Origin of the sequence: Variovorax fucosicus (assembly GCF_030316825.1) — a bacterium.
Taxonomy (GTDB): Bacteria; Pseudomonadota; Gammaproteobacteria; order Burkholderiales; family Burkholderiaceae_C; genus Variovorax; species Variovorax fucosicus.
Map to the genome: position 1 here is coordinate 564326 of NZ_JASZYU010000004.1, position 18923 is coordinate 583248.

Annotated in this window: 20 protein-coding genes, 1 tRNA gene and 1 pseudogene; 10 read left to right on the forward strand and 12 right to left on the reverse strand. The window is 65.5% G+C overall.

The features are described from left to right. Nucleotide 1 precedes the first annotated feature (1 nt). From QTI05_RS24900 to QTI05_RS24950, 11 genes and pseudogenes are all read right to left on the reverse strand, one after another. A complete protein-coding gene (locus tag QTI05_RS24900; protein WP_286621063.1) occupies nucleotides 2-610 on the reverse strand; it encodes an NADH-quinone oxidoreductase subunit C in 609 nt (202 codons plus the stop codon). Nucleotides 611-623: 13 nt separating this feature from the next. Further along, nucleotides 624-1106 carry a NuoB/complex I 20 kDa subunit family protein gene (locus QTI05_RS24905; RefSeq protein WP_140839331.1) on the reverse strand — a complete coding sequence of 161 codons (483 nt, stop codon included), beginning with the start codon at nucleotides 1104-1106 and terminating at the stop codon, nucleotides 624-626. 26 nt (nucleotides 1107-1132) lie between these two features. Continuing rightward, on the reverse strand, nucleotides 1133-1492 hold the full coding sequence (locus tag QTI05_RS24910; protein ID WP_286547245.1) for an NADH-quinone oxidoreductase subunit A: 360 nt from the start codon (nucleotides 1490-1492) through the stop codon (nucleotides 1133-1135). A 56-nt stretch (nucleotides 1493-1548) separates the two neighbouring features. Next, nucleotides 1549-1633 (reverse strand) — tRNA-Leu (locus QTI05_RS24915). A gap of 119 nt (nucleotides 1634-1752) precedes the next feature. Continuing rightward, on the reverse strand, nucleotides 1753-2178 hold the full coding sequence (gene secG, locus QTI05_RS24920; RefSeq protein WP_286547246.1) for a preprotein translocase subunit SecG: 426 nt from the start codon (nucleotides 2176-2178) through the stop codon (nucleotides 1753-1755). A gap of 40 nt (nucleotides 2179-2218) precedes the next feature. After that, a complete protein-coding gene (tpiA, locus tag QTI05_RS24925; RefSeq protein WP_286621064.1) occupies nucleotides 2219-2968 on the reverse strand; it encodes a triose-phosphate isomerase in 750 nt (249 codons plus the stop codon). 12 nt (nucleotides 2969-2980) lie between these two features. After that, nucleotides 2981-3976: an NAD(P)H-quinone oxidoreductase gene (locus QTI05_RS24930; protein WP_286621066.1), complete on the reverse strand. Its 996-nt coding sequence runs from the start codon at nucleotides 3974-3976 to the stop codon at nucleotides 2981-2983. A 90-nt stretch (nucleotides 3977-4066) separates the two neighbouring features. Next, the gene (gene pnp / locus QTI05_RS24935) at nucleotides 4067-6400 is read right to left on the reverse strand and encodes a polyribonucleotide nucleotidyltransferase (RefSeq protein WP_286621068.1); all 2334 of its coding nucleotides are present in this window, start codon (nucleotides 6398-6400) and stop codon (nucleotides 4067-4069) included. Nucleotides 6401-6606: 206 nt separating this feature from the next. Beyond that, complete coding sequence (gene rpsO, locus QTI05_RS24940) at nucleotides 6607-6873, reverse strand: 30S ribosomal protein S15 (protein ID WP_007837783.1); 267 nt, start codon at nucleotides 6871-6873, stop codon at nucleotides 6607-6609. 90 nt (nucleotides 6874-6963) lie between these two features. Beyond that, a pseudogene (locus tag QTI05_RS24945) lies at nucleotides 6964-8178 on the reverse strand (pyridoxal phosphate-dependent aminotransferase); the annotation flags it as partial. Continuing rightward, nucleotides 8138-9433, reverse strand: coding sequence for a branched-chain amino acid ABC transporter substrate-binding protein (locus tag QTI05_RS24950; RefSeq protein WP_286621071.1), 1296 nt, complete (start codon nucleotides 9431-9433; stop codon nucleotides 8138-8140). The pseudogene QTI05_RS24945 and the gene QTI05_RS24950, both read right to left, overlap by 41 nt. A gap of 133 nt (nucleotides 9434-9566) precedes the next feature. Between QTI05_RS24950 and QTI05_RS24955 the strand changes: the two genes are divergently transcribed. The 3 genes from QTI05_RS24955 (at nucleotide 9567) to QTI05_RS24965 (ending at nucleotide 11440) form a co-directional block, all read left to right on the forward strand. Next, nucleotides 9567-9941, forward strand: a complete 375-nt coding sequence (locus QTI05_RS24955; RefSeq protein ID WP_286547255.1) for an Hsp20/alpha crystallin family protein — start codon at nucleotides 9567-9569, stop codon at nucleotides 9939-9941. Between the two features lie 184 nt (nucleotides 9942-10125). Further along, on the forward strand, nucleotides 10126-10833 hold the full coding sequence (locus tag QTI05_RS24960; protein WP_286621072.1) for an alpha/beta hydrolase-fold protein: 708 nt from the start codon (nucleotides 10126-10128) through the stop codon (nucleotides 10831-10833). A 7-nt stretch (nucleotides 10834-10840) separates the two neighbouring features. Then, nucleotides 10841-11440: a phospholipase D-like domain-containing protein gene (locus QTI05_RS24965; RefSeq protein ID WP_286621074.1), complete on the forward strand. Its 600-nt coding sequence runs from the start codon at nucleotides 10841-10843 to the stop codon at nucleotides 11438-11440. A 6-nt stretch (nucleotides 11441-11446) separates the two neighbouring features. On the opposite strand, the gene tsaD is transcribed toward QTI05_RS24965, so the two are convergent. After that, nucleotides 11447-12484, reverse strand: coding sequence for a tRNA (adenosine(37)-N6)-threonylcarbamoyltransferase complex transferase subunit TsaD (gene tsaD / locus QTI05_RS24970; RefSeq protein WP_286547258.1), 1038 nt, complete (start codon nucleotides 12482-12484; stop codon nucleotides 11447-11449). A gap of 91 nt (nucleotides 12485-12575) precedes the next feature. On the opposite strand from tsaD, the gene QTI05_RS24975 reads away from it, so the two are divergent. From QTI05_RS24975 to QTI05_RS25005, 7 genes are all read left to right on the forward strand, one after another. Continuing rightward, a complete protein-coding gene (locus tag QTI05_RS24975; protein WP_286621076.1) occupies nucleotides 12576-13835 on the forward strand; it encodes a nitrate regulatory protein in 1260 nt (419 codons plus the stop codon). 318 nt (nucleotides 13836-14153) lie between these two features. Further along, entirely contained in the window at nucleotides 14154-15398 is a 1245-nt protein-coding gene (locus QTI05_RS24980; RefSeq protein WP_286547262.1) for a CmpA/NrtA family ABC transporter substrate-binding protein, read from the forward strand. 11 nt (nucleotides 15399-15409) lie between these two features. After that, complete coding sequence (gene ntrB / locus QTI05_RS24985) at nucleotides 15410-16330, forward strand: nitrate ABC transporter permease (protein WP_286547263.1); 921 nt, start codon at nucleotides 15410-15412, stop codon at nucleotides 16328-16330. Between the two features lie 61 nt (nucleotides 16331-16391). Continuing rightward, nucleotides 16392-17219, forward strand: coding sequence for an ABC transporter ATP-binding protein (locus tag QTI05_RS24990; protein ID WP_286547264.1), 828 nt, complete (start codon nucleotides 16392-16394; stop codon nucleotides 17217-17219). A gap of 29 nt (nucleotides 17220-17248) precedes the next feature. Continuing rightward, nucleotides 17249-17686 carry a globin family protein gene (locus QTI05_RS24995; protein ID WP_286621078.1) on the forward strand — a complete coding sequence of 146 codons (438 nt, stop codon included), beginning with the start codon at nucleotides 17249-17251 and terminating at the stop codon, nucleotides 17684-17686. After that, complete coding sequence (locus tag QTI05_RS25000; protein ID WP_286621080.1) at nucleotides 17683-18567, forward strand: GAF domain-containing protein; 885 nt, start codon at nucleotides 17683-17685, stop codon at nucleotides 18565-18567. The genes QTI05_RS24995 and QTI05_RS25000 overlap by 4 nt, the downstream gene beginning before the upstream one ends. A 36-nt stretch (nucleotides 18568-18603) precedes the next feature. Next, a partial coding sequence (locus QTI05_RS25005) for an FAD-dependent oxidoreductase (RefSeq protein WP_286657980.1) occupies nucleotides 18604-18923 on the forward strand: 320 nt, incomplete at its 3' end.

Below are 18923 nucleotides of genomic sequence, written 5' to 3' on the forward strand. Positions count from 1 at the left end.
GTCAGTGCAAACCGCCGTAGTTTTCTTCGCGGATGATGCGCGGCGTGACTTCGCGCGGCTCGATCGTCACGGGCTGGTAGACCACGCGCTTGAGCTCTTCGTCGTAACGCATTTCGACGTGGCCCGACAGCGGGAAGTCCTTGCGGAACGGATGACCGATGAAGCCGTAGTCGGTCAGGATGCGGCGCAGGTCGACGTGCCCCTCGAACACGATGCCGTAGAGATCGAAGGCTTCGCGCTCGAACCAGTTGGCCGAATTCCAGAGATGCATCACCGACTGGATCACCGGAAAATCGTCGTCGGGACAGAACACCTTGACGCGCACGCGCTGGTTCAACGAGACCGACAGCAGGTGCGACACGGCGCAGTAGCGCGGGCCTTCCCAGACGCTGTCACGCCAGGCCGAGTAGTCGACGCCACAGAGGTCGATGAGCTGCTCGAACTTGCAGCCCGGCGCGTCGCGCAAGGCCTGCATGGCCTCGAGATAGTCGGCCGCCTTGACCACCAGCGTCACCTCGCCTAGCGCGACGGTGATGCTGGCGACCTTGTCGCCGAGCGTGGCGGAAATCGTGTCCTTGAGGACTTCGGGAGCGATCGCAAAAGTTGTCATGAAGGCCCCGGGCTCAGGCGCGCGCGATGGTGTTGGTGCGACGCACCTTCTGCTGGAGCTGGATGATCCCGTAGATCAAAGCTTCCGCTGTGGGCGGACAGCCCGGCACATAGACGTCGACCGGCACGATGCGGTCGCAGCCGCGCACCACCGAGTAGCTGTAGTGGTAATAGCCGCCGCCATTGGCACACGACCCCATCGACAACACCCAGCGCGGCTCCGCCATCTGGTCGTAGACCTTGCGCAGCGCGGGCGCCATCTTGTTGCACAGCGTGCCGGCCACGATCATCAGATCGGACTGGCGCGGGCTGGCACGGAACACTTCGGCGCCGAAGCGCCCGATGTCGTAGCGCGCCGCAGCCGCATGCATCATTTCGACAGCGCAGCAGGCCAGACCGAAGGTCATGGGCCACAACGAGCCGGTCTTGGCCCAGTTCACCACCGAGTCGTACGACGTGGTGACGAAGCCTTCCTTGAAAACGCCTTCAATGGCCATGGGTGTACCTTGTTGCCGAAGCTCGGCTATTCCCAGTCGAGCGCGCCTTTTTTCCACTCGTAGACGAAGCCCACGACGAGGATGGCGAGAAAGATCACGACGGCCCAGAAACCAGCGGCACCAACTTCCTTGAGCGCCACGGCCCATGGGAAGAGGAATGCGATTTCGAGGTCGAACAGAATGAACAGGATGGCCACCAGGTAGTAGCGCACATCGAACTGCATGCGGGCGTTTTCGAAGGCTTCGAAGCCGCATTCGTAAGGGGAGTTTTTGGCCGCATCGGGCCGGTTCGGGCCAAGGATGTAGCCCAGAACCTGTGGTGCGATTCCGACACCGATACCGACCAGGATGAACAGCAGGACGGGGAGGTAGGAATCGAGGTTCATCGGGAAGGTTCTATCACCGCTTGCCACCAGCAGGAAGTGTTCCTGCCGGTGATATTTGGTGCGGTCGGCGAGACTCGAACTCGCACAGCTTTCGCCACTACCCCCTCAAGATAGCGTGTCTACCAATTTCACCACGACCGCGGTTTTTATTGTCTGGATGGCATGAGGAACCGGTGAGGGTTTTGGCTTTCCAGACAGAGTCAGAGTTTACCCTGAAATACAGCGCTTTCCGGCTGCGCACTGCATCGAAATGGATGCAATCACTTGGTCGGGATCTGTCCCGCGCCCGCTGCCGGTGCGGCCGGTGCAGGAGCAGGTGCACTGGCGCCCGCGGCCGGTGCAGCCGCGTCGCCGTCGGCCTTCGGAATTTGCGCTGCCGAGCCCGAAGCCGGCGCGGCCGGCGCACCAACTGCAGCGCGCTCGAGCAGACTGCCGCCACCCGCCGGACGCGCATGGCTGAAGTAGGCCAGCGCCAGCGTGCAGACGAAAAACACTGCCGCCAGCACAGCCGTGGTGCGCGACAGGAAATTGGCACTGCCGCTGGCGCCGAACAGGCTGCCGGCACTGCCGCTGCCGAAAGCTGCGCCCATGTCGGCACCCTTGCCGTGCTGGATCAGGATCAGGCCGATCATTGCCAGCGCGGTGAGCATCTGGACGCCCACCAGAATGTTGAGGACGAGGTTCATTTTTTCTTACTCCTGGTTCGATATCGCAGCGCCGCCGGACTCAGCGCGCTGCCACAATGATTTGCAAAAAGTCGGGGGCCTTGAGCGACGCGCCGCCGATCAGTCCACCGTTGATGTCGGGCTGCGACAGCAGTTCGGCCGCGTTGGCCGCATTCATGCTGCCGCCGTAGAGGATGCGGATGCCCGCAGCATGCTCGCTCGCTGCGTGATGCAACTGGGCGCGCAGCACCGCGTGCACGGCCTGCGCCTGCTCCGGCGTGGCCGTCTTGCCGGTGCCGATGGCCCACACCGGCTCGTAGGCAACCACGATCTCGCTGATGCAATGGCCATTGACGTGGATCACCGCAGCCAGTTGCCGCTTGACCACCTCGTCGGTCTGCCCTGCTTCGCGCTGCGCCAGCGTTTCGCCGACACAGACGATCGGCGTGATGCCGCTGGCCAGTGCGGCCGCGGTCTTGGCCGCCACCGTGTCGTCGCTCTCGGCGTGGTACTGGCGACGCTCCGAGTGACCGACGATGGCGTAGCGCACGCCGAAATCCTTCAGCATCGCGCCCGATTGTTCGCCGGTGTAGGCACCCTGCGCATGGGCTGACACGTCCTGCGAACCCAGCGCGATCGGCGAACCGGCAACGAGCGTTTGCACCTGCGCCAGATACGGCGCCGGCACGCACACCGCCACGTCGCAGGCAGGCGTGCCGATGCCCTGCTTGAGCGCCTGCAGCAGCGTCGCATTGGCAGCCAGGCCGCCGTTCATCTTCCAGTTGCCGGCAATGAGTTGCTTGTGGTGCATCGTGGGTCTCCCTTACCAAGTAAGCACGATCTTGCCGATGTGCTCGTTCGATTCCATCAGCCGATGGGCCTGCGCCGCGCCGTCCGGATCGACCGCAGCAAAGCGGCTGTGAATCACGGGCTTGAACTCGCCACGCTCGAGCAGCGGCCAGACCTTTTCGCGCAGCGCGCGTGCGATCGCCCCCTTGAACGCAACCGGCCGCGGCCGCAAGGTCGAGCCGGTCACGGTGAGCCGGCGGCGCAGCAGCTGGCCCGCGTTGAATTCGCTCTTCACCCCGCCCTGCACCGCGATGATCACGAGCCGGCCGTCATCGGCCAGGCAGTCGATCTCGCGCGCCACGTAGTCGCCGGCCACCATGTCGAGGATCACGTCGACACCCTTGCCGTCCGTGAGCTGCTTCACTTCCGCCACGAAGTCGCTGGTCTTGTAGTTGATCGCGTGGTCGGCGCCGAGCGCGCGGCACGCCGCGCACTTCTTGTCGCTGCCGGCCGTCGCGATCACGCGGGCGCCGAGCGCCCTGCCGAGTTGGATCGCCGTCACGCCGATGCCGCTCGAACCACCCTGCACCAGCAGCGTCTCGCCCGCCTGCAGCCGGCCGCGCTCGAACACGTTGCTCCAGACCGTGAAGAAGGTTTCGGGCAGGCTGGCCGCGTCGGCTGCGCTCCAGCCCTTTGGCACCGGCAGGCACTGCACCACCGGCGCAACGCAAAGCTCGGCATAGCCGCCACCGGCCACCAGTGCGCAGACGGCGTCGCCAACCTTGAAGCCGGCTTCGGCCATCGCCGCCGCGTCACCTGAGACGATCTCGCCGGCCACTTCGAGGCCCGGCAGGTCGGACGCGCCCGGCGGCACGGGGTACTGGCCCATGCGCTGCAAGACGTCGGGCCGATTCACACCGCTCGCGGCGACGCGGATCAGCAGTTCGCCGGCACCCGCAACGGGCGCGGGACGCTCGGCGACGCGCAGCACCTCAGGGGCGCCGAACGAAGTGATTTCAATCGCTTTCATGGTCTTTTCGGGCTGCAGCCCACCCAATGGGCGGATGCTGCGATGAAAAAGATGGCAAGGGGTGCCTTGCGGCGCCCCTTGCGGTTGCGATCAGCCTTGCCGTTCGCCGTTGTCGCCTTCGCCGCGGGCCGCATACACGCCCTGCTGCGGTTCGGCCAGCGCCGGTGCTGCTTCGCGCTGCGGCTGCTGCTCGTTGCGCGGTGCGTCGTTGCGCTCGCCTTCGAAACGCGGCGGACGGTCACCACGCGGTGCGCGGTCGCCACGCGGCGGGCGATCGCCACGGTCACCACGGTCTTCGCGCGGCGGACGTTCCTGGAACTCCATGCCGGCCGGACGCTCGGTCAGCGCCTTCATCGACAGCTTGACGCGACCCTTTTCGTCGGTCTCGAGAACCTTGACCTTCACGATCTGGCCTTCGCTCAGATAGTCGGTCACCTTCTCGACGCGCTCGTGCGCGATCTGGCTGATGTGCAGCAGGCCGTCCTTGCCGGGCAGCAGGTTGATCAGCGCGCCGAAGTCCAGGATCTTGGTGACCGGGCCTTCGTAGACCTTGCCGATTTCGACTTCGGCCGTGATCTGCTCGATGCGCTTCTTGGCGAATTCGGCCTTTTCCGGATCGGTCGAGGCGATCGTGATGGTGCCGTCCTCGTCGATGTTGATGGTCGTGCCGGTTTCTTCCTGCAGGCCGCGGATGACCGCACCACCCTTGCCGATCACGTCGCGGATCTTCTCGGGGTTGATCTTCAGCGTGGTCAGGCGGGGCGCGAAGCTCGAGACTTCGGCCTTGGCCTCGCCCATGGCTTCCTGCATCTTGCCCAGGATGTGCATGCGCGCTTCCTTGGCCTGCGCCAGCGCAACCTGCATGATTTCCTTGGTGATGCCCTGGATCTTGATGTCCATCTGCAGCGCGGTGATGCCGTTGGTCGTGCCGGCCACCTTGAAGTCCATGTCGCCCAGATGATCCTCGTCACCCAGGATGTCGGTCAGCACCGCGAAGCGGTTGCCTTCCTTGATCAGGCCCATGGCGATGCCGGCCACGTGCGCCTTCATCGGCACGCCGGCGTCCATCATCGACAGGCAGCCGCCGCAGACCGAAGCCATCGACGAGGAGCCGTTCGACTCGGTGATTTCCGAGACGACGCGCACGGTGTAGGGAAACTCTTCCTTGGTCGGCAGCACCGCAACCAGTGCGCGCTTGGCCAGCCGGCCGTGGCCGATTTCGCGGCGCTTGGTCGAGCCCATGCGGCCCACTTCGCCGGTGGCGAACGGAGGCATGTTGTAGTGGAACATGAAGCGGTCTTCGTACTCGCCCATGAGCGCATCGATGCGCTGTGCGTCGCGCTCGGTGCCGAGCGTGGTAACCACGAGGGCCTGCGTTTCGCCGCGGGTGAAAAGCGCCGAGCCGTGGGTGCGCGGCAGCACCGAATTGCGGATCTCGATCGGGCGCACGGTGCGCGTGTCGCGGCCGTCGATGCGGGGCTCGCCTTCGAGGATCTGGCTGCGCACGATCTTGGCTTCGATCTCGAACAGCAGGTCGTTGACCTTGCCTGCCTCGAAGGGCTCGCCGCCGTCCTTGAGCGCCGCCATCACGCTGGCATTGGCTTCGCGCAGCGCTTGCGTGCGGGCTTGCTTGCTGCGGATCTGGTAGACCGCGCGCAGCTTTTCTTCGGCGAGGCCATTGACCTTGGCGATGAAAGCCTCGTCCTTGGCAGCCGGCTGCCAGTCCCACACCGGCTTGCCGGCGTCGCGCACGAGTTCGTGGATGGCGTTGATCGCGATGTTGGCTTGTTCATGGCCGAACACCACGCCGCCGAGCATGATTTCTTCAGACAGTTGCAGGGCTTCGGACTCGACCATCAGCACGGCAGCTTCGGTGCCGGCAACGATCAGGTCCATCTGCGAATCGCGGCGCGCGGTCTGGCCGGGGTTCAGCACGTACTGGCCATTGATGTAGCCAACGCGGGCGGCGCCGATCGGGCCGCTGAAAGGAATGCCGGAAATCGACAGCGCGGCGCTGACGCCGATCATGGCGGCGATGTCAGCATCGACTTCGGGGTTGAGCGACAGCGTGTGGATGACCACGTGCACCTCGTTCAGGAAGCCTTCGGGGAACAGCGGGCGGATCGGGCGGTCGATCAGGCGGCTGGTCAGCGTTTCGTGCTCGCTCGGCTTGGCTTCGCGCTTGAAGAAGCTGCCCGGGATCTTGCCCGCGGCGTAGGTCTTCTCGATGTAGTCGACGGTCAGCGGGAAGAAGTCCTGACCGGGCTTGGCCGATTTGGACGCCACCACGGTGGCCAGCACCACGGTGCCTTCGATGTCGACGATGACGGCGCCGCCGGACTGGCGCGCGATTTCACCGGTTTCCAGAACGACGGTCTTGTCGCCCCATTGGAAGGACTTGGTGATTTTGTTGAAGAGGCTCATGTTTTGCTCCTGTTTTGATGGCGGGGCACACAGTCCCCGCGGGCGGTTGGAGCGCTCTCAGAACACGATGCCATTCCAGTGCAGTTCGACTCGAACTTCATTGGAATGACACAGCTTCGCTCTGTTTTGCACTCCGAAAAGGGTTCACGAAGTAAAAAACGCCTGAGCTAGTGGACTAACTCAGGCGTTTTTGCATGCGATTCGAATTACTTGCGCAGGCCCAGCTTGGCGATCAGCGCGGTGTAACGGTCGGCATCCTTGGACTTGAGGTAGTCCAGGAGCTTGCGGCGGCGGCTCACCATGCGCAGCAGGCCGCGACGGCCGTGGTGATCCTTGGCGTGCGTCTTGAAGTGGGGGGTGAGCTCGTTGATGCGGGCGGTCAGCAGTGCGACTTGCACTTCAGGACTGCCGGTGTCGTTGGCGGCGCGGGCGTTGTCTTTGACGACTTCGGCCTTGATGGAGGCTGCGATCATGGTTGGTTTCCTTGTTCCGGGATGTTTGACTTGCGGTGTGCGCTGGAACTGCACGCACCGTGCGGATTGCCAAAAAGCAAAGCCCGTCGATTATAGCCCGAGCCAGCGCGCCAGCCGATTCACCCCTTCAACCAGCCGCTGCGGCTCCTTTGAAGCGAAGCACCAGCGCAGCCAGCCCTGGGCTTCCGGGCCGAAGGCGTTGCCGGGAGCCAGGCCGAGGCCGGCCTCGGTCACCAGGCGCTTGGCGACGGCCAGCGAGTCATCGAAGCCGTCGAGCTGGAAGAAGGCGTACATCCCGCCACGGGCCGGCGCAACCTTGACCCCCGGCACGGCCGCGAGCAGCGGCACCAGTGTGTCGCGGCACTGTTTCAGGTGCGCCACCACGCGTGGCGTGACTTCGTCGGTGCGCGCGAGTGCCACCACGCCGGCGCGCTGGGTAAACACGCTCGCACAGGAGGTGTTGAACTCGATCAGCTTGCCGATGCCGTCCATCAGCGCGGGCGGCAGCACCAGCCAGCCGAGCCGCCAGCCGGTCATGAGGAAGCTCTTGGAGAAGCTGTGAACGACCACGAGGCGGTCGTCCGGCGAGGCAATGTCGAGAAAGCTCGGCGCGCAGCCGTTCGGGCTCGGTTCGTAATACAGCCGCTCGTACACCTCGTCGGCCAGGATCCAGGTGCCGGTGCCGCGGCAGTGGTCGAGGATGGCCTGCTGCTCGGCCCGCGTCATCGTCCAGCCGGTGGGGTTGTTCGGCGCGTTGACGATCAGCAGCCGGGTGGCTGCGGTGACCGCCGTACGCAACGCGTCGAGGTCGAGCGCCCATTCCCCCTCCCGGGCCACCAGCGGCACGCAGCGCACCGTGGCGCCGAGGATCGCCGGCTGGGCCGTGAGGTTGGGCCAGACCGGCGTGACCGCTACCACCTCGTCGCCGGCATCGACCAGCGCCTGCACCGCAAGCATCAGCGCGTTGACGCCGCCCGAAGTGACCGCGATGCGGCCGGCGTCCACGCGCGGGTGCAGGCGGCTGGTATAGGCCGCGATCGCTTCGCGCAGTTCGGGCAGGCCGAGATTGTGGGAATAGAAGGTTTCACCGCGAGCCAGCGAATCGATCGCAGCCTGGCGGATGAACTCGGGCGTGATTTCGTCGCTTTCGCCGAACCAGAACGCGAGCACGTCGTCGCGGCCGAGCCCGGCATTGGCGACTTCACGGATCCTGGAGGCTTCGAGGTTGAGGATGGCGTTGCGCATCGGTCGATTCTCCACGGCCTCAGCCCGGCCGCTGCATCCGGCAGCTGGTGGGCATTTCGGCGCGTGAGGCCTCGATGGTCTTGACCACGCGAAAGCCGTAGCCCGAGCCTTCGACGTCGAACTTCACGCCGGGTGCGCCCTGCCTGTCCATCACGCCGACCACCAGCTGCTGCTGGAACTGGTGGTCGGCGGCGCGCATGCGCCCGCGTTGGCCGGCAAACGTGACATCGGCGGATTCGAGCGCCCGCGCCACCGGCACCGCGTCGGTGCTCGCGGCGCGCTCGAGCGCCTGTGCCAGCGCCTCGACCAGCAACTGCATGCGCATGTGCACATAGTCGTCGGCCGGCTTCGGAAAACGTGCGCGAAACGACTGGTAGAACGCTTCCGACGCGGGCGTCTGCACGTTCGGCAGCCAGTCGGCCACCGCTGCGACGCGACCGATGCCGGCTTCGCCGATCGCCGCGGGCGCACCGAGCGCGTTGCCATAGAACGTGTAGAACTTGCCCTGGTAGCCGACCTCGCGCGCCGCCTTCACCAGCAGCGTGAGGTCGTTGCCCCAGTTGCCGGTGACCACGGCCTGTGCGCCGCTTGCAAGGATCTTGCTCGCGTAGGGGGAAAAGTCCTTCACGCGGCCCATCGGATGCAACTCGTCGCCCACCACCTGCACATCGGGCCGCAGCTGGACAAATTGCCGCTTCGTTTCGCGCAGCACCGCCTGGCCGAAGCTGTAATCCTGGCCGATCAGGTAGACCCTCTTGAGCGCCGCGTCGTCTTTCATCACATCCATCAGGGCGGTCACGCGCATGTCGGCATGCGCGTCGAAACGAAAGTGCCAGAAGCTGCAGCGCTCGTTGGTGAGCACCGGATCGACCGCCGAGTAGTTGAGGAAGATCACGCGGCGCGAAGGGTCGCGCTCGTTGTTCTTGTCGATCGCGTCGAGCAGCGCGGCCGCGGTGGCCGACGAGTTGCCCTGCAGCACGATGCGCGCGCCATCGTCCATGGCCGCACGCAAGGCCGACAGCGCCTCCTCGTTCTGGCCCTTGCTGTCGTAGCGGTCGAGCTGTAGCTGCCGAGCGCCCCCCGGCAGCTTGATGCCGCCGCGCGCATTGACCCGCTCCACGGCCCACAGCAGGTTGCGGAACACAGCCTCGCCGGTATTGGCGAAAGGGCCGCTCATGCTTTCGACCAGCGCCAGCCGGATCGGCTGCACGGCCTGTGCATGCAGCGGCAGAGCCGCCGATGCCGCGAGCGTGCTGCCTAGCGCCAGCGCACCGGATTTCAAGACCCGGCGACGCGAAATATCGGGGAGATTCATGCTCTTGAAACGCGCCTGCAGATGCCTAGATGAGATGGCATGCGGCACGCATTGATGGAAAGGCCGCGCAGTGTAAGGGACACACATTCTTGTCCCCCTTGTCTCCATCTTTCATTCGATTCAGGAGTTCATCATGTTCTTTGCACCCGCAGTTCGCACCTTCTCTCCCCGCTTCCACGACCGCAGCTTCGAGCGCTTCGTCAACCAGGCCTTCTCCAGCGCCTCGACCGCGCGCCAGGGCGTGAAAGTTGAACAGGACGACGCCAGCTGGACCTTGTCGCTCGACGTGCCCGGCCTCTCGCGTGAAGACCTGAGCATCAGCATTGAAGGCGCCGTTGTTCGCATCGAGAGCAAGGCCGAAGCCGCGCGCCAGGTCAAGGCCGCCTACGAGTTGCCGCTCGACATCGACGCCGCCGCCAGCGAAGCCAGACTTGTGAATGGCGTGCTGACGCTCAAGCTCGGCAAGCGGATTCCGGTTAGCACCAAAGTCGAGTTGTCGATCCAGTAACTGCCCCCGAAAACAACGGGCCGGTAACTTCTTGTTGCCGGCCTTTTTTACGTGTGAGGCGACAATCGGGTCGAACACCCCCTGCATTCAGTAACCTTTTTTCAAATACTTTTTTCTTATATGAACTTCAGCCTGGGACCGGTTTTGCCGACTCGAGGCTGATGTTTTTCTTGAAGCAGGCCCGATGATCACGCATTTGCAAGCAGCCAGTCCCGGCGCACGCGCCGACACCTTGCTCGTTTTCTTGCCAGGTGCCTTTCTGAAGCTGGAAGACTTCGAGCGCGAGGGCTTCGTGAGCGCGGTGCGCGAACACAATCTGGCCGCCGACGTGATGCTGGTCGACGCCAACGTCTCCTATTACTACGACCAGTCCTTCATCGAGCGCCTGCATGCGGGCGTGATCGAACCACAGCGCGCAAGGGGCTACCAATCGATCTGGCTGGTCGGTATCTCGATCGGTGGCTTTGGCGCGCTGATCCATGAACTGGCGCGTCCGGGCCGTGTCGATGGCATTGTCGCCCTCGCGCCTTACCTCGGGCGCCGACCGCTCGGCGCCGAAATCCTCAAGGCCGGCGGCCTGCGTGCGTGGCGCCAACCCGACGGGCCGCCGCCCGACGACGAAGCCGACCGCAAGCTGTGGCCCTGGCTGCAGCAATATGCCGACCCCGCGGCCTCCAGGCACATACCCCCGCTGTACCTGGGCTACGGCCTCAGCGACCGCTTCGCAGCGAACCACCGGCTGTTGGCCGAGGTGCTGCCCGAAGGCCACGTGTTCACTACGGAAGGCGGCCACGACTGGCCGCAGTGGGCTGACCTCTGGCGCCAGATGCTCGACGTGCTGCCGTTGCCGGTCCACAGCGCGGCGCCTGTGCCGCTGACCGTGGACGTCTGAACCCGCAGTGCCTTCCCTCTTCCGATCTGTCCCGCTGGCCCTGACGGCGGCCGCGCTGGCGCTGCCGCTGCAGGCGTCCGAGGTCGTCGCCGTGCCGTCACCGGACGCCCGTGCAACGGCCGAGGTGTTTTTCTCGCCCGGCGCGAACACCGACCGCGCCATTGCCGCCGCGATTGCCGACGCCCGCACCCGCGTATGGATTGCCGGCTACTTCTTCACCTCGTCGGTGGTGGCAAAGGCGCTGGACGAGGCCCATGCACGCAAAGTCGACGTGCGGGTGGTGCTCGACCGCTCCCAGGTGACGCAGCGCTATTCCAGCGCCACCTTCTTTCACAACCGCGGCGTGCCGCTCTGGATCAACGCACGCTATCCGGTGATGCACCACAAGTTTCTGGTGATCGATGCGGGAACGGTCGGCTTCGGCTCGATGAATTTCACCCGTGCAGGTGCACAGCAGAACGCTGAAAACTTCAACCTGTTCCGGCGCTGGCCGCAGCTCGCGCAGACCTATGGACGCGAGTTCCAGCGGCTCGAGCGCGAATCGGAGCGCTACCGGCCGGGCATGACCTTCGACGCGGACAGCGCAGCCGGCGAGAAGGCGGAATAGACCGCCTCAGGCCGCCGCCAGCGCATCGAGCGGCCAGCGCGGCTTGACGTCGAAGGCATAGCGCGCGGAGGCTTTCTCCATGCCCGCCTGCAGCCGCATGGCCGCTGCCATCGCGATCATCGCGCCGTTGTCCGTGCACAAATGCAGCTCGGGGTAGTGCACGCGCACGCCACGCTTCGCGCAGGCGGCATCGAGCTGCCGGCGCAGATCCCGGTTGGCGCCCACGCCACCGGCCACGACGAGCCGGCTCATGCCGGTCGCGTCGAGCGCGGCCAGACTCTTTTTCAGCAGCACTTCGACGATGGCCGCCTGCGTCGACGCGGCCAGGTCGGCCTTGCGGGCTTCCAGTTCTTCACCGAGCTTTTTCGCCTGCGTCATGACGGCTGTCTTGAGCCCGGCAAACGAGAAATCAAGGTCGCCGCTGTGCAGCAGGGGGCGCGGCAACCTGAATGCGGCCGGGTCGCCCTGCTCCGCCAGTTTGGCGAGCCACGGGCCGCCCGGGTATGGCAGGCCCATGAGCTTGGCGCTCTTGTCGAAGGCCTCGCCAGCCGCGTCATCGATGGTTTCGCCGAGGATCTCGTAGCGCCCCACGCCGTCGACCCGCATCAACTGGGTGTGGCCGCCCGACACCAGCAGCGCAACGAACGGAAACTCGGGCGGGTCGGCGCTGAGAAACGGCGAGAGCAGGTGCCCCTCCAGATGGTGTACGCCGAGCACCGGCTTGCCGAGCGCCGCACCCAGCGCGCAGGCCACCCCGGCGCCGACCAGCAGGGCACCGGCCAGACCCGGGCCGCGCGTGTAGGCCACCACGTCAACCTCGGCCAGATGGCGGCCGGCTTCGTCGAACACCGTCTGCGCGAGCGGCAGCACGCGCCGGATGTGGTCGCGGCTGGCCAGCTCCGGCACCACGCCGCCGTAGGCCTGGTGCATCGCGATCTGGCTGTGCAGCGCATGCGCGCGCAAGAGCGGCGTGGCGCCGCCCTGCGACTCGACGAGGGCCACGCCGGTTTCGTCGCACGACGATTCGATTCCCAGAACAAGCATGGGGCGAGTTTAGGGGGCGCACACTTTCGGGGCACGAATGTTGCTCCATATCCCTCCAACAGAGGAGAGGCGCGCTCGCCCCCCCAACACGATGAAATCCGGACTGAGCTTTCTTGTCGCGGCCCGCCGATGCGAAATCGACGAGCTGGATCAGCTCGCGCGCACCAGCGAGCTGGTCGGCACGATCGGGCGGCTGGTGCACGCGCTGCAGCGCGAGCGTGGGCTCTCCAACGTGCTGCTGGCGTCGCAGGGGCAGCGCTATGCGCAGCAGCGCAGCGCGCAGATCGGCGAATGCATCCGGCTCGAGCACGACGTACGCACCGGCTTCGACCGGCTCGAAACCGAGGGCCGCCGCATCGGCAACGGCACCCGCTTGTTCAGCCGCATCGCCTGGGTGTTGCCCGGGCTGGACGCCCTGCCCGTGCTGCGACGCCGCATCGGTGCACTGGAAGTCGGCGCGGCCGACGCCACCGCGGCGTTTGCCAAGCTGATCGCCGGACTGCTCGCCGTGGTGTTCGAGGCCGCCGATGGCGCCACCGACCCCGAAATCTCGCGGCTGCTCGCTGCCATGTTCAATTTCATGCAGGGCAAGGAATTCGCGGGTCAGGAGCGCGCCTGCGGTGCGGCGGCCTTTGTCGAAGGGCGCAACGACCCGCTGCGCCAGCAGCAATGGCTGCAGCTGATCACGGCCCAGGAACGCTGCTTCAACGTGTTCGCCGATTTCGCCGGCCCCGCGCTGACCGAGGTCTGGCGCCACAGCCAGCCCGCGGCCGAGCTGGCCGAGCTCGAACGGCTGCGCCGCGTTGCGCATTCGGCGCCCGCCGGTGCGACGCTCGACCGCGAACTCAGCACCACCTGGTTCGACTGCTGCTCGCTGCGCATCGATGCAATGAAGGCGGTGGAAGAACGGCTGGCAGCCGACCTGCGCACCCTCTGCGCCGGCAAGATCGCCGAAGCCCGCGCCGAGGCCGAGACGCACCAGGCCTTGCTCGACCAGCTGGTGGCCGACACCGACGCGCGCACCGCCCGGGCCACCACCTTCTTCGACGACCCCGAACTGGCGCCGGCCGCGCCCTATGGTCACCAGCTCGAGCGCTCGATTCTCGAAATGCTGCAGGAGCAGTCGCAGCGGCTGCAGGCCATGAGCGACGAGCTCGACACGGTGCGCGCCACCCTCAACGAGCGCAAGCTGGTCGAGCGCGCCAAGGGCCTCCTGATGGCACATCGCCGGATGACCGAGGAAGAAGCCCACAAGATGCTGCGGCAGACCGCGATGAACCAGAACCGCCGCCTCGTCGACGTGGCGGAATCGGTGCTGTCGATGGCCGAATACCTGCCCGGCAGCACCTGAATTGGTGCGCTGCACAACAGGGGTGCCGCCCCCCGGGGCGTTTGAGCAGGATCAGCCTCCAGCGCTGATGCCAAGGGCGCCGACAGCTATTAATTTGATAGCAATTCATCTTCGATATCAGCTGGCACGCTGCTTGCTTTCAGTCTTCGCATAGACCGACGAAGGTCTGCAGGCAGGCGGCATCCAATGGCGGGTGTCGCTCACCGAACAGGACAAAGGCGTCCTTACCTCGCACTGGCTCGGCTTCGAGCCGGCCGTGCGCGGTGAGGACGCCTTTTTTGTTTTTCGCCTCTTCTTTTTTTGACCGGAGTTCGCCCCATGACCGATGCGCTGAAATTCAAGCTGAGCCGACGCACCGTCCTTCAAACCGCCGCTGCCGCTGCGGTGGGAATCAACCCTGCGCTGCGCGCTGCGGTCTGGGCCCAAGGCTCGGACAAGCCCGAAAAGGAGGAAGTCAAGATCGGCTTCATTCCACTCACCGACTGCGCCAGCGTGGTCATGGCCTCGGTGCTCGGCATCGACAAGAAATACGGCGTGAAGATCGTGCCGAGCAAGGAAGCCAGCTGGGCCGGCGTGCGCGACAAGCTGGTGAACGGCGACTTGGACTTCGCCCATGTGCTGTACGGCCTGGTCTACGGCGTGCACCTCGGCATCGGCGGCCCCAAGAAGGACATGGCCGTGCTCATGACCCTCAACAACAACGGCCAGGCCATCACGCTCAGCAAGAAGCTCGCGGACAAGGGCGCAGTCGACGGTGCATCGCTGACCAAGGCGATGGCCGCGGACAAGCGCGAATACACCTTTGCGCAGACCTTCCCCACCGGCACCCATGCGATGTGGCTGAACTACTGGCTGGCCGCCAACGGCATCAATCCGGTGAAGGACGTGAAGTCCATCGTGGTGCCGCCACCGCAGATGGTCGCCAACATGCGCATCGGCAACATGGACGGCTTCTGTGTCGGCGAGCCCTGGGGCCACCGCGCGATCATGGACGGCATCGGCATCACCGCCATCACGACGCAGGACATCTGGAAAGACCATCCCGAGAAGGTGCTGGGCACCACGGCCGAGTTCGCCAAGAAGTACCCGAACACGGCGCGCGCCGTGACGGCAGCCATCCTCGAAGCCGGCAAGTGGATCGACACCGGCCTGCAGAACAAGAACAAGATGGCTGAAACCATCGCCGAGAAGAGCTACGTCAACACCAGCGTCGATGCGATCAACCAGCGCATCCTCGGCCGCTACACCAACGGTCTCGGCAAGAACTGGGACGACCCGAACTTCATGAAGTTCTACAACGACGGCGCGGTCAACTTCCCGTACCTGTCGGACGGCATGTGGTTCCTGACGCAACACAAGCGCTGGGGCTTGCTGAAGGATCACCCGGACTACCTCAAGGTGGCGACCGAGATCAACCAGATCGACATCTACAAGCAGGCCGCCGCGGCCAGCAAGACGCCGGTGCCCAAGGACACGATGCGCAGCAGCAAGCTGATGGACGGTGTCGTCTGGGATGGCAAGAACCCGAAGGCTTATGCCGACGGATTCAAGATCAAGGCCTGAGGAGCATGACCATGGTCAGTGCCGTTTTCCACACCCCGCTCGACGCCGCCGCGTCGCCCCCCGCCGCCACCAGGACGACGGTGTCTTCGGTGAGCAGCCCGGGCGCTGCAACGCCGAAAGCCAATGAACCCCGGCCACGCGCCCCACTCGACCTGCGCTGGTTCTGGATGCGCGTGCTGCCGCCGCTGGCCGGCTTCGGCGTGCTGGTGCTGATCTGGGAACTGATCGCGATCCGCAGCGCAGGCACCTTCCCCGCCCCCTACGAAACCTGGCTGCAGGCGGTCAAGGTGTTCAGCGACCCGTTCTACAGCAACGGGCCGAACGACCAGGGCGTCGGCTGGAACGTGCTGTCGTCGTTGAAGCGCGTGGCGCTGGGCTTTGGCCTGGCGGCGCTGGTCGGCATTCCGGCCGGCTTTGCAATCGGCCGCTTCGAGTTCATGTCGCGCATGTTCAACCCGCTGATCAGCCTGCTGCGACCGGTGTCGCCGCTGGCCTGGTTGCCGATCGGCCTGCTGGTGTTCAAGGGCGCCAACCCGGCCGCCATCTGGACCATCTTCATCTGCTCGATCTGGCCGATGATCATCAACACCGCCGTCGGCGTGCAGCGCGTGCCGAGCGACTACATGAACGTCGCCAAGGTGCTCAACCTCAGCGAGTGGAAGATCCTCACCAAGATCCTGTTCCCCGCCGTTCTGCCCTACATGCTGACCGGCGTGCGCCTTGCGGTCGGCACCGCCTGGCTGGTGATCGTCGCGGCCGAGATGCTGACCGGCGGCGTCGGCATCGGCTTCTGGGTGTGGGACGAGTGGAACAACCTCAACGTCAAGAACATCATCATCGCGATCTTCGTGATCGGCATCGTCGGCCTGATCCTCGAATTCGCGCTCATCAAGATCGCTACCGCATTCACGTTCGAAGAGGTGAAGTCATGAGCGCCGCGCCGGGCCGCCCCAAGCAAGCTCGCACCGCAGTGTGCAACACGGAGGTATTCCAATGAGCATCGAAACATTCCCGAACACGCTCGACAGAAAGTTCATCGACGTCCAGGGCGTCGAGCAGACCTTCAAGACACCCAAGGGCAGCTTCCAGGCGCTGCGCGACATCAACCTGACGGTCGCCAAGGGCGAGTTCGTCGCGCTCATCGGCCACTCGGGCTGCGGCAAGTCGACGCTGCTGAACCTGATCGCAGGCCTGACCAAGCCGACGCACGGTGCGTTGCTGTGCGCCAACAAGGAAATTGCCGGCCCCGGCCCCGAGCGTGCGGTGGTATTCCAGAACCACTCGCTGCTGCCCTGGCTCACCTGCTACGAAAACATCTACCTCGGCGTGGAACGCGTGTTTGCACCCACCGAGAGCCGCGCACAGCTCAAGGCGCGCACCGACGCTGCGCTCGCGCTGGTCGGACTCACGCCCGCCACGAACAAGCGTCCCGGCGAGATCTCGGGCGGCATGAAGCAGCGCGTCGGTATCGCCCGCGCGCTCGCCATGGAGCCCAAGGTGCTGTTGATGGACGAGCCCTTCGGCGCGCTCGATGCACTGACCCGCGCGCGGCTGCAGGACGAACTGCTGGCCATCGTGCAGAAGACGCAGAGCACGGTCGTCATGGTCACCCACGACGTCGATGAAGCCGTGCTGTTGTCCGACAAGATCGTGATGATGACCAACGGCCCCTCGGCCACCATCGGCGAGGTGCTCACCGTCAGCCTGCAGCGCCCGCGCAACCGGGTCGAACTCGCGGAAGACCGCCACTACGTGCACTACCGCAAGGCCGTGATCGACTTCCTGTACACGCGGCAAGGCCACGTCGAAAAAGCCGCCTGACCCGAACGCCCCCACACCAGGAGCCCCCGATGACCCCCAACCAGATCGAGCTGGTGCAGGCCAGCTTCGCCAAGGTGGCGCCGATTTCCGAGCAGGCCGCCGCACTGTTCTACGCACGGCTGTTCGAACTGGCACCCGGCGTGCGCGGCCTGTTCAAGGGCGACATGGTCGAACAGGGCCGCAAGCTCATGACCATGCTGGGCAGCGTGACGCGGCAGCTCGACAAGCTCGAAGCGCTGGTGCCGGTGGCGCAGCGACTGGCCGAGCGCCACGTGGCCTACGGTGCGCAACCGGCGCACTACGCAGTGGTCGGCGTGGCGCTGATCGACACGCTCGACAAGGGCCTGGGCGCCGACTTCACGCCGGACGTGCGCCAGGCATGGGAAACGGCGTACGGCACGTTGTCGGCCGTCATGATCGCCGCCGCAGCCGAGCTGCCGGCCGAGACCACGGAGCCGCTCGCGTGAAGACCTTCATCCGCGTCATCGAATACTGGGTGCCGAGCCAGGACCGCAGCCTGCTCGAGTTCGGCGGCGGCCTGTTCGGTGCGGCCACGCGCTTTGCTGCCATCAGCAGGAACCTCTGCTTCGGCCGCGGCGAAGGCCTGCCGGGCCAGGCCTGGGAGACCGGCCACCCGATCGTGCTGAAAGAGCTGGAGGGTTCGTACTTCCGGCGCGCCGCCGCGGCCAAGGCCGAGGGCCTGACCTGCGGCATCGCGGTGCCCATCTTCAAGGGCGCCGACCTGAGCGCTGTGATGGTGATCTTCTGCGGCGACGACACCGAGCATGCCGGCGCCATCGAGCTCTGGGGCAACGACCCTGAAGAGTCGAAAGACATGACGCTGGTCGACGGCTACTACGGCACCACGGGCGATACCTTCGAGTTCATCTCGCGCGCCACCGCGTTCCGCCGCGGCACCGGCTTGCCGGGCATGGCCTGGGAGCGGCACAAACCGGTGTTCCTGCCGGATCTGGGCAAGGGCTCTGGCTTTCTGCGCGCCGATGGCGCGGTCAAGGTCGGCATCAATCGCGGCTTTTCGATTCCGTGCTCGACCATCGACGGCTCGAACTACGTGATGGCGTTCCTGTCGGCGCTGGCGACCCCGATCGCACGCCGCGTCGAGATCTGGGAGCCTGATGCGAGCGGCACCAAGCTGGTGCGCAGCTTCGGTTTCTCGGAGGCCGATGGCGTGCTCAGCGCGTCGGAAACCGTCGACGTCGGCGGCGATGCGGCGAACCCGCTGGGCCAGGCCTTCGCGACCGGCCGGCCCTCGGTGCTCGAACCGATGATCGCGATCCCCGTTGCGCCGCAAGGCGGCGTCACCGCGGTGATGGCCCTCCACTTCTGATCACGTTCTGATCACTCTTCATTCGGGAATGCCATGATGAAAAAAATGAAACTCGTGCTCATAGGCAACGGCATGGCCGGAGTCCGTGCGGTGGAGGAGTTGCTCAAGATAGCGCCGGACCTGTACGAGATCACGGTGTTTGGCTCCGAGCCGCATCCGAACTACAACCGGATTCTCTTGTCGCCGGTGCTGGCCGGGGAGCAGACGGTCGAGGAGATCGTGCTCAACAGCTGGGAGTGGTATGAGGAGAACCACATCACGCTGCACGCGGGCAAGACGGTGACCGAGGTGGACCGCGTCAAGCGCATCGTGCGCGCGGTGGGCAAGGACGGCAGCGTCGCCGAGGCGGCCTACGA

Excerpts from the sequence above, each read along its gene's own strand:
- QTI05_RS24900 (WP_286621063.1), bottom strand. The coding sequence starts at position 610 with ATGACAACTTTTGCGATCGCTCCCGAAGTCCTCAAGGACACGATTTCC.
- QTI05_RS24955 (WP_286547255.1), top strand. The coding sequence starts at position 9,567 with ATGTTCTTTGCACCCGCAGTTCGCACCTTCTCTCCCCGCTTCCACGAC.
- QTI05_RS24990 (WP_286547264.1), top strand. The coding sequence starts at position 16,392 with ATGAGCATCGAAACATTCCCGAACACGCTCGACAGAAAGTTCATCGAC.
- tpiA (WP_286621064.1), bottom strand. The coding sequence starts at position 2,968 with ATGCACCACAAGCAACTCATTGCCGGCAACTGGAAGATGAACGGCGGC.
- QTI05_RS24995 (WP_286621078.1), top strand. The coding sequence starts at position 17,249 with ATGACCCCCAACCAGATCGAGCTGGTGCAGGCCAGCTTCGCCAAGGTG.
- QTI05_RS24930 (WP_286621066.1), bottom strand. The coding sequence starts at position 3,976 with ATGAAAGCGATTGAAATCACTTCGTTCGGCGCCCCTGAGGTGCTGCGC.
- secG (WP_286547246.1), bottom strand. The coding sequence starts at position 2,178 with ATGAACCTCGTCCTCAACATTCTGGTGGGCGTCCAGATGCTCACCGCG.
- QTI05_RS24960 (WP_286621072.1), top strand. The coding sequence starts at position 10,126 with ATGATCACGCATTTGCAAGCAGCCAGTCCCGGCGCACGCGCCGACACC.
- QTI05_RS24950 (WP_286621071.1), bottom strand. The coding sequence starts at position 9,433 with ATGAATCTCCCCGATATTTCGCGTCGCCGGGTCTTGAAATCCGGTGCG.
- QTI05_RS24905 (WP_140839331.1), bottom strand. The coding sequence starts at position 1,106 with ATGGCCATTGAAGGCGTTTTCAAGGAAGGCTTCGTCACCACGTCGTAC.
- QTI05_RS24975 (WP_286621076.1), top strand. The coding sequence starts at position 12,576 with ATGAAATCCGGACTGAGCTTTCTTGTCGCGGCCCGCCGATGCGAAATC.
- tsaD (WP_286547258.1), bottom strand. The coding sequence starts at position 12,484 with ATGCTTGTTCTGGGAATCGAATCGTCGTGCGACGAAACCGGCGTGGCC.
- rpsO (WP_007837783.1), bottom strand. The coding sequence starts at position 6,873 with ATGATCGCAGCCTCCATCAAGGCCGAAGTCGTCAAAGACAACGCCCGC.
- ntrB (WP_286547263.1), top strand. The coding sequence starts at position 15,410 with ATGGTCAGTGCCGTTTTCCACACCCCGCTCGACGCCGCCGCGTCGCCC.
- QTI05_RS24910 (WP_286547245.1), bottom strand. The coding sequence starts at position 1,492 with ATGAACCTCGATTCCTACCTCCCCGTCCTGCTGTTCATCCTGGTCGGT.
- pnp (WP_286621068.1), bottom strand. The coding sequence starts at position 6,400 with ATGAGCCTCTTCAACAAAATCACCAAGTCCTTCCAATGGGGCGACAAG.
- QTI05_RS24980 (WP_286547262.1), top strand. The coding sequence starts at position 14,154 with ATGACCGATGCGCTGAAATTCAAGCTGAGCCGACGCACCGTCCTTCAA.